8 protein-coding genes are annotated in these 9,825 nt (G+C 33.9%); 5 read left to right on the forward strand and 3 right to left on the reverse strand.

From position 1 onward, the window contains the following. Positions 1–153 precede the first annotated feature (153 nt). Entirely contained in the window at positions 154–591 is a 438-nt protein-coding gene (locus F6K23_RS20075) for a hypothetical protein (RefSeq protein WP_293159089.1), read from the forward strand. A gap of 176 nt (positions 592–767) precedes the next feature. Here F6K23_RS20075 and F6K23_RS20080 read toward each other — a convergent pair whose 3' ends face one another. The 3 genes from F6K23_RS20080 to F6K23_RS20090 form a co-directional block, all read right to left on the reverse strand. Next, positions 768–992: a helix-turn-helix domain-containing protein gene (locus tag F6K23_RS20080; protein ID WP_293159091.1), complete on the reverse strand. Its 225-nt coding sequence runs from the start codon at positions 990–992 to the stop codon at positions 768–770. Between the two features lie 76 nt (positions 993–1,068). After that, on the reverse strand, positions 1,069–1,527 hold the full coding sequence (locus F6K23_RS20085) for a COP23 domain-containing protein (protein ID WP_293159093.1): 459 nt from the start codon (positions 1,525–1,527) through the stop codon (positions 1,069–1,071). A gap of 329 nt (positions 1,528–1,856) precedes the next feature. After that, a complete protein-coding gene (locus F6K23_RS20090; protein ID WP_293159095.1) occupies positions 1,857–2,549 on the reverse strand; it encodes a dienelactone hydrolase family protein in 693 nt (230 codons plus the stop codon). A 1,114-nt stretch (positions 2,550–3,663) separates the two neighbouring features. On the opposite strand from F6K23_RS20090, the gene F6K23_RS20095 reads away from it, so the two are divergent. The 4 genes from F6K23_RS20095 to F6K23_RS20110 form a co-directional block, all read left to right on the forward strand. Then, entirely contained in the window at positions 3,664–4,692 is a 1,029-nt protein-coding gene (locus tag F6K23_RS20095) for a Gfo/Idh/MocA family protein (protein WP_293159097.1), read from the forward strand. A 523-nt stretch (positions 4,693–5,215) separates the two neighbouring features. Then, positions 5,216–6,472 carry an RNA-guided endonuclease TnpB family protein gene (locus tag F6K23_RS20100; RefSeq protein ID WP_293159099.1) on the forward strand — a complete coding sequence of 419 codons (1,257 nt, stop codon included), beginning with the start codon at positions 5,216–5,218 and terminating at the stop codon, positions 6,470–6,472. 1,102 nt (positions 6,473–7,574) lie between these two features. After that, positions 7,575–9,494: a hypothetical protein gene (locus tag F6K23_RS20105; RefSeq protein ID WP_293159101.1), complete on the forward strand. Its 1,920-nt coding sequence runs from the start codon at positions 7,575–7,577 to the stop codon at positions 9,492–9,494. 112 nt (positions 9,495–9,606) lie between these two features. Next, positions 9,607–9,825, forward strand: a 219-nt coding sequence (locus F6K23_RS20110; protein ID WP_375340772.1) for a hypothetical protein, incomplete at its 3' end; no start/stop codon positions are given.

Below are 9,825 nucleotides of genomic sequence, written 5' to 3' on the forward strand. Positions count from 1 at the left end.
AATCACGTCTAAGCCCTCGAAGCTATTGTTTAACTGTTGAGCAAATAAGTAGAAAATCTAAAATTATTAATAATTGTCCCAATAATCACAGTTTTTGATTTTTACTTAAATTAGTTAGTTAATAATCTGAAATTTTATTCTTGAGGAGTATATATGGTAAATGCTGCAGAACAGGCCAAAAATTTTCAAGTAGCTAGTAAAATTGCTTCAGTAGTAAATTTATTTAAGTCCCAGTTTGCAGATGTTAAGGTCGATCTCAAGCCCTGGATGAATGACCCAGATACTTTGGAGTTGGTTGACCCAGATTCTATAGATATTGGTTTTCATTTGCCTGGTAGAAGTCGGTCTCTCGAAAGTCGTTGTTTATTGGTGCAAATTCGTTTATATCAAGACCCAATTGAAGCTTATTCTCGTGTAATTGGAGTGGAAGTTGCTGGTTACGATCATCGTGGAGAACAATGGAAATTATCAACGGTGGGTGGCTGGCGTTTTGTGGGAAATACCCAACCCACGACAGAATCAGCTGCCAAACTAAAATATTTCTGTCGGCAGATTTTTGAACTATTCAATAATGATGATATGGCAGCTTAATTGAGATTAGCCAAAACCTTGTGAAGTTCTCTCCCGTTAAATCGGAGATTATAACGGGAGCTTCTCAAACAAAGATAATTGAATCCAAGTCTCAGAAGTTTCTTGTCTCACAGGCTGACTAACGCCTAAGCCTCCACAAGCAGACAAGATGATACCCACCTCGTGTAATGCCTTATTTAATATTCTGGTAGTCCTGTATAGTAATGGTGAATGGTGGCTGAAATGCTTGCTATACCGTTACCGAAAAAATTACAATGCACCACTACCAATATTCTGTTTAACAAGTCCAACCTTTGACCTAGTGCATAATTCCAATGCCTTCTTAGCAGCTCTAGCCAATAATTAATTTTGGTTGACTGTTTAGGAGTAGGCTTGATTTTATAGCAATGAGTAACTATCATAATTTGATTATGGGCTTTACCGCTATATTATGTCAAGATTCAAGTAACTATATTTTTCCGATCAATACTTATTCTTTTAATAAACAGTAATTGGTGGTAGATTTTGCTGAGGATTAGCAACTCTTCTCAATAATTCTTGTCTAGCTTGTTGAGGATTTTGACCATTAGGAACTTGATATAATAATCTACAAGAACCATCTTGAGGATTAGCAGCACAAATAATTGGCTGTCCGTTTTTAGAAATACTTACAGTGATACTTCGATATCCGTTTCTTTGTTGAGTAGATAAAATTCCAGATACTCTAGTACATCTAGTTAGAGCATCTTCTCCTGATTCGGTAAAATAATTATTAGAATTCCAGAGAATAATCGGAATATTTTGGCCTTGTTTAGTAGCTATTGTTGCTGGAGTTGCTCCGATTCTACCACAGAAAAAATTAGTAGTTTGAGCTTCAGCAGAACGATTATTTATAGGAAGATTTAAAAATCCAATTACTGTAGCAGCAACAATAGAAGTGAATGATAAAATTTTCATGGAAAAAAATATATATGGATAACAATACTAATATTCTATAAATCTATATATAGTTCTTGACTGTCAGTAATGGCATTTAAGCAAATTTTTTTTTTAGTATACTTGTGAAATTCTGGAAGTTCTGATTATCAGTGATTCTTGTGTGGTTATCATTTCTAATTAATCAATTACTTGGTTTGCTTATATTCCTTATTTAATTTATTATCTACCTTAACTTCGGTGGAATAAAACCTTCCCAATAATGGTAGTCAATCAACCAGATATAATATCAACTAATTAACTTATTGGGAGTGGATTAAAAAATAGTAATTATCTGTAAAACTAAAAACTTAGTCAAGATATTTTTGGAAAAATTCCATAGTGCGACTTTTGGCAAGATTAGTAGCTTCTACGCTATAATCTTTTCCTCCGGTGCGAGCAAAGCCATGATTAACATTTGGATAATAATTTATTGTTACTAAAGGATGATTACTAAGTTCTATTTTTAATTGAGACTGAATTTCTAGAGAAACATATTCATCTTTTTCAGCAAGATTAAGCATTAACGGATTTTGAATATTAGCTGCTTCCTCAAGATTTTTTTCAATGCCAACTCCGTAATAACTAACGTTACATTCTGCTTGGGAACGAGTAGCCATTAAATAAGCGAGTTTCCCTCCTAAACAAAAACCTACACTGCCAATTTTGCCAGTACATTCTGGTAATTCTTTGAGAGTTTTCATTGTAGAAATTAAATCATCAACTCCTTGATTTTCATCAAAATTTTGGTAAAGTTCAAATGCTTTTTGCCAGTCATTCTCAGATCGATCAGTAAGTTCAATATCTGCTTCTTGACGCCAAAATAAGTCAGGCACTATTGCCACATAACCTGCTTGAGCATATTCATCAGCTATATTACGCATTACTTCATTAACTCCAAAAATTTCTTGGATAATTATTAATCCAGGAGCAGGTGTAGAAGTCGGTGCTTTTAAGTAAGCGGAAAAAGTCTCGCCGTTGTTGCTGGGAATTTTAATTTTCATCTTGCTTAATTGATTTGATATTGGCATTATATTTATAAATTACTTTAACATTAGTTAGTAAATTCAGTTAGCCTCCTGTCAGAGGAACTTTCCTATCGGAATTCTGTACAAACGTTAATAGTCAGCCTCTTTACCGAAAAATTGTGGGTATGTGCCTCCCCTTTTAAGGGGATAATAAAGAAAAATTTTCATCTCTTTGTCAATCCTCTTCTTTTCAAGGAGAGGTAATTATTAATTATTCATTATTCATTATTCATTGTTGAAAGAGGAACTACAACTGCGGGCTTAAGTACCTCCTGGAATAGGGAGGCGAGAATATACATAATTTTCTTTTTGACCGCCTTAAAATTTGAGGCTTGATACTTAATTTTTTGTATTTAAAAATAGCATTTAATAAATAATTTTGGTAAAAATCTTATTGATACTCTCAGTCATTGTTTATATTAATAGTGAGTTAATGATTCGGAAATTTTATATTTATTCACCTCAGATTCAAGTTAATATAATCAAACGTAAGCATTCCGCTATTAGCTGTCAGATTTCAGCAAAAAGAGGGGGTTTAAATGAATATAGATTTTAAAGCCGACTTTGGTAGTAAGATTTAATTATGCCTCCATTAGTAAAGCTTTTATCTCAAACTAAAAGCAATAGCTTAAGCGCTGATAGCTGACCGCGAACCGCTGAATGCTTACAATCAAACTAATTATTCAAATAGTTATACTTAAGATTGAATTTCAGTGAATTTTGTTTGAATACAACATTTCCATGAAAATTTACAAAGAGAAAAGTAGTTTTTTTACTATAAAATCTTTGTGTACTTTATTCTCTATACCTTTTCTTCAAAAATCTATTTACAATCCAAACGTAAATTCTATATATCTGAGAAATATCAAAGAGTAATATCTATTTCTTAGTTGAGATTTTTGATTCCAGAAAAAATTTAACTTATTTAAGCTATGATTACTAAATTATTGAGTTAAATTGGATAAAAATTATCCATAATAAAATTAGAAAGATATTTAAGAGTGGACTTATAAAAAAAATACTTGACAAAAGTTATAAGTTTTGTTACAAAAATTTTAAAAATTAATATACTTTAAGAGGATTTTAGATTGTGAAAGTAGCGATTGTTGGTTTTGGATTTAATGCAGAGAAAGCCCATGTACCAGTATACAGAGATCGTTCTGATATTCATCTCACAGCAGTAGTAGATCCAGTAACATCTAGACGTGCAGCAGCGCTTCGACAATATGCAGATATCCGAGTTTATGAACAATTCAGCGATTTATTAGAAGAATATTCTAGTGAAATAGATGTAATAGATATTTGTTTACCTAGTACTTTTCACTTAGAAAGTATTAAACAAGCATTAGCAGCAGATAAGCACGTATTATGTGAAAAGCCATTAGTATTGAATAAAGCTGAATACTATGAATTAGTCAATATAGCAAACGAACGAAAACGTATTTTATATCCATGTCATAACTATAAGTTTGCTCCTTCAATAGTTCACGCCGCCTACTTAATTAATTCAGGTGAAATAGGGATACCTTTATTTGCATCATTTAATATATTTGGTGTAGGTTTTCAACCAGGTGTACGGGGAAAAGATAAAGAACTATCTGGTGGTGGTATTATGATAGACCATGGTTTAGATGCGATTTCTGTTGCTCAAACTTTATTTGGTGGTTTCCCTCAACGTATTTCTGCACATACTAGAAGTTTCAATGAAACAAATAGTCAACTTGAAGATGTAGCTGTTTTTTGCTTAGATTGGGAGAACAAATTAATCAATATTAGTGTCAGCTCTTTAGGGTCTATTCCAAAAGCGTATTACAGAATTCAGGGAACAGAAGGAGAAATTAGCATTGAGAATAATGATGTATTTTTAAGCGTTAAAGATAAACCAGTTCAGCACATTTTTGTACCTACATATTTTGACGATCCTGGTCATACTAATTGGTTTAATGGATTGATTGAGAATTTTCTAGATTGCGCTAATAATCCAGAGACTGAACCATTCTCTTTGATGGAAGCTGGTTTAGTTCTAGAGATAGCTGAAAAAGCTAGTCATTCTAGTAATAATGGAGGTAGTTGGATGGGAATAGAATTTACTACTAAGTCATTACAAATGGTTGGTTAATTTATGACTAGTACCGCTACGCGGAAGTTAAAAGTCAAAAGTTAAAAGCGGGTGTGTAATTCTGAGGTTTCCTCAGAATGTAAGACACACTCAAGACAGTCAAAAGTATTGATTGGTAATGCTTTTAGGATTTTGTAACTGGTTAGTTATTTTTGCCATCTTGCACTAGGTATGGTTGATTAATTTATGACTAGTAGACTGACACAACTAAAACTGTGCATTAGCTTTTAACTTGAAAATTCTTAATGCATGACTTTTGACTTTTGAATTGAATCTAATGCACCATTTTAGGGGTGTCACGTCACTAAGTATGGTTGGTTAATTTATGGCTAGGTATGGTTGACTAATTTATGACTAGGTATGGCTGATTAATTTATGGCTAGGTATGGCTGATTAATTTATCAAAGTGTTGCGAGAAGACCCGCGCTCTCCGGTCACGGGAGCGTCGTATGGGAATCGCAATCAATATTGATATTTCACACACAATATGTTAAACTGTGAAAAGTAAATTAGCTAGCAGTAAATGGTTGAAAAGGCATACAAATTTAGGCTATATCCAACACCAGAACAGGAAAACTTGTTGCGGAGAACTTTAGGCTGTGTGCGACTCATCTATAACAAAGCTTTGGCTATTAGAACTCAAGCTTGGTACGAGAAACAGGAGCGTGTAGGATACAAGCAAACTTCGGCCATGCTTACCAATTGGAAGAAACAGGAGGATTTAGACTTCCTAAGTAAAGTAAGTAGCGTACCATTACAGCAAAGTTTAAGACATTTACAAACAGCTTTTACTAATTTTTTTAGTGGACGGACTAAATACCCTAACTTTAAGAAAAAACGTCACGGAGGTAGTGCTGAATTCACAAAGTCCGCATTCAAGTGGAAAGATGGTCAAGTATACCTAGCTAAATGCTCTGAGCCATTACCGATTAGATGGAGTAGACAACTACCACAGGGATGTAGCCCCACTACAATAACAGTTATACTTGACCCATTTAATAGATGGTCAGTGTCTTTAAGGTTTAACGACAACAGAGATTTAAAACTCAAACCACTCAATAAACAAATTGGTGTAGATGTTGGTATTAGTAGTCTCATCGCCACAAGCGATGGCACAAAAGTCAACAACCCTAAGTATTTTAATAAACTGTACAAAAAACTCAGATTATCTCAAAAATCACTCAGCCGAAAAACCAAGGGCTCTAATAATTACCAGAAAGCTAGACTGAAAGTAGCTAGGATACACGCAAAAATCAAAGATTCAAGGCTTGACTATACCCAGAAACTAACCACTCAATTAATTAGAGAAAATCAAACTATTGTAGTTGAGGACTTAGCAGTTAAGAATATGGTAAAAAACCATAAGTTAGCTAAAGCAATAAGTGATGCAAATTGGGGAGAATTAGTCAGGCAATTAGAATACAAAGCAGAATGGTACGGACGGGAATTAATCAAAATTGATAGATATTTTCCCAGTTCTAAACGTTGTTCTAATTGTGGTCATGTGGTAGATAAATTACCTCTACATATTAGGGAGTGGGATTGCCCAGAATGTGCAGCTCACCATGATCGAGATCTCAATGCTAGTATAAATATTTTGCGGATGGGAACCCGCGTCGGCGACAGACGCAAGGGAACGCCCACCAAGAAGGCTGCCGGGCAGGCAGTTTCAGTCTGTGGAGCGACCGTAAGGCCCGAAGGGAGTAAATCCCGGAAGGCAGGTGCATTGAAGCAGAAAGACCCTATCAGCAATGTTAGGGAATCCCGCGCTGTCTCGTGAGAGCAGCGTCGGGAGGATGTCAAGACTGGGTTCTGGAACTCGGTCTAGAATTTAAGAAGGTGCTAAGTTTTAGGTAGTAGATATTTTGCAATCTACAACTTATTACCTTCTAATTAACTTGGCAAAGAAAAATAGGTCATTTCAGTTAATCATTACCTCTGCAATAAGGAGGCTTGAAATACGGAATTCTCTTTTCTCTTGGTCGATTAGAGATGGCAAGGTTTCCTCGCAATCTCTCGACCGCTTTTTATTTCCTTAAAAAGGAAGGCTTTAAAACCACAATTTATCGGTAACAATTCTCTCCTTGGCTATACTAGGAGTTATGACTTGACAAATTGCTATATTTTATAATGGTAATTATGACTATTTATAGCAGAAGAAAGGAGGAAAAAGTAAGAAGAAAAATCTGACATTATTTGAGTTTTAAGCTTTTGATATCTCCTCATCTTTCCTGCAACTGCTATATCAATTTAAATCAACTAAATATCAATCATCCGTAAGCATTTCCTGCGGACTGCTGCGCAAACAGCTATTAGCTGTCAGCTGTCAGCAACAAGACTCTCTTGTGAAGGAAAGTGTTTAAATTAATATAGACTTTAAAGGCAAGGGAGCCAACTTTTTTAGTAAGAGAATTAGACATCTCCAATAATAAAAAATAAAATCAACTATCGTACAGAAATTATCAATTATTTCCCCTCCTGGGAGGGGGAGGGGCGAGGGGTGGGTTCCCTACTCCCTACTCCCTACTCCCTCTTTTCTGGAGATGTCTATTAATAAAGCTTTTATAGCGTTGTGCGCAGGCAACAGCTCATCTGGCAACAGCTCATCTGGCAACAGGCAACCCACCCCTAACCCCTCCCAGGAGGGGAATAAATTGCCGATAATATAAGACTTTTAGCTATTTGGCCACTCCTGCAATTTGTAAATATACCAGCGCTCATTGCTATATCATCAACTAAAAGCAATAGCTAATAGCTGACGGCTGTTTGCGCAGCATTCCGGAGAAAATGCTTACCAATCATCAAACAATTATTAGTGCTGCTCTAAAATAATATAATAAGGGTTTAGCGATAGGAAATTTTCAAGTCCAAAATATATAACTATGTTATCCAAAAAATTTCCGAAGTCTCACCGTTCACGTTTACTATTATTGAGTGAACGAATTATGGCATTACTAATTCTTGCTAATGTAATGTTAGTAATATTTGATATTACCTATATAAAAATTCGTCATTGGTACTTAAAAATAGATTTATACCTACAAACAATCACTGATACTCCTCAAAAAAAATATATCCAAAAAGTAGATAAGCTACAAGAAGAGTTAGAAAAAAATGGTTTAGAGTCACCAATAGTAGAAAATTTATTAGACGATTTACGCATTAGTAGCTTTGAAATTTTCATTAATCGTCCTCCATTTAAAGTTATTGATAATTATGGAAGTTTAGCAAAAATTAGAAAAATATTCACTACTCACACTGGAAGAGAAAGTTTTTCACAAGCAGTACAGATGTTTTGGGATGAAAATTACTTAGAAACACAAGGTTGGCAAAGTCAGTTAGAATTTTTCAACAGAAAAATTCGCCCTTTAATATTATTGTATGAGCCGAAATTACAGTATGATTTAATTAAAGGAATAGAGCCATTCCGAGATTCACAAAATTATCTCACTGCAGTTAGTGAATTGAATATATTACTCGAAAAAAAAGATCTAGAAGCAGAAGAAACAGAACGTTTACTCAAAGAATTACGCGGTCGTAGTACTCAATTAATTGATAAAGATTATGATTTCCAGATAGTTAATCAGATTGTAGTTTTAACTCAAATAAAATACCGGATAAAGCAACATATTTATAGCCAGATTCCAGATAGTAATGTGAGTTTAACTCCTACTCTTCAAATTTTACAGTCATTAAACCTACTCCAATATTTAGCGCCAGAAATTTTGTTGGCAGATAAATCATCAAAAATAGCGTTTAATACATTCTGGAGTCGTCAATATCTAGAAAGATATCAATGGGAAGAAGAGTTAGATTTTTTTTCAAAAAATATTCAGTTTTTAATGCACTCTTTTTACTTTCGCGATTTGGGTAAAGATGGGGAATTTGTAGATAGATTTTGGTTAGTAGATTTACCTTGGATGATTATATTTTGGATAGAGTTTATTGGACGGACTTTACTAATTAGTTGTCGTTCTAATCTAAGTTTATGGGGTGCTGTTAAAAAGCGTTGGTATGATGTTTTTTTACTACAACCTTGGCTACCTTCGCTGCGAATAATTACTGTATTTATTCGTTTACAGAAAGTTAAATTGCCAGATATGAAACATTTCTACACAAATATCCGATTCCAACTTATTGGTAGTTTTGCTCAGGAAATAATTCAAGTTGTAGTAGGTGGGAGTATAAATCAGCTTCAGAATAATATTAGTCAAGGTTCTCTAAAAAAAGCTATTTTTGAATCAAAAAATAAATCAGATCAAGTTGATGTAGATAAAAATGACCATGGAAACATTCAGGAAATTATTAATAATATACTTGAAGTAACTGCTTGTAGAGTCCTTCCAGAAATTTATCCAGATATTGAAGATTTTTTACGCTATCAGGTTGAAAAGTCTATGCAGCAGTTATCTATATATAGACGTTTACAAAAAATACCTTTTTTACGTCGTTTACCGGATAAAATAGCCAATAATTTAGTGATACAAATATCAAGTACAATTGCTAGAAGTCCACAAAAAGTCTATCAAACAGATGTACTTCCAGACCCTGTAAGTATCAAACTTAGACAACAGTTAGTCAAGCAATTTACAACTAAGTTCCTATCAGAATTGCAAGACAAACAAACCTTTGAAGAAATAGAAGTTTTAATGATTAATTGGCTTGAGGAAATTAAAAATAGTTACGTTAAACCATCAAATCAAACTAATTTACAACCTGCGGAAACAACTATTGGGAAAATTATACCTACAGAAGTAATTGAGTTAAAAGCTGGAGATGGGAGTAATATAGAATCTCGTTAATCAAGTACCCTGCTTACCGGATAAAATTGCCAATAATTTAGTTATACAAATATCAAGTACAGTTGCTACAATTCCACAAAAAATCTATCAAACAGATGTACCTCCAGACCCTGTGAGTATCGAACTTAGACAAAAGTTAGTCAAGCAATTTACAACTAAGTTCCTATCAGAATTGCAAGACAAACAAACCTTTGAAGAAATAGAAGTTTTAATGATTAATTGGCTTGAGGAAATTAAAAATAGTTACGTTAAACCATCAAATCAAACTAATTTACAACCTGCGGAAACAACTATTGGGAAAATTATACCTACAGAAGTAATTGAGTTAAAA

It is taken from the genome of Okeania sp. SIO2C9, assembly GCF_010672455.1.
Taxonomy (GTDB): Bacteria; Cyanobacteriota; Cyanobacteriia; order Cyanobacteriales; family Microcoleaceae; genus Okeania.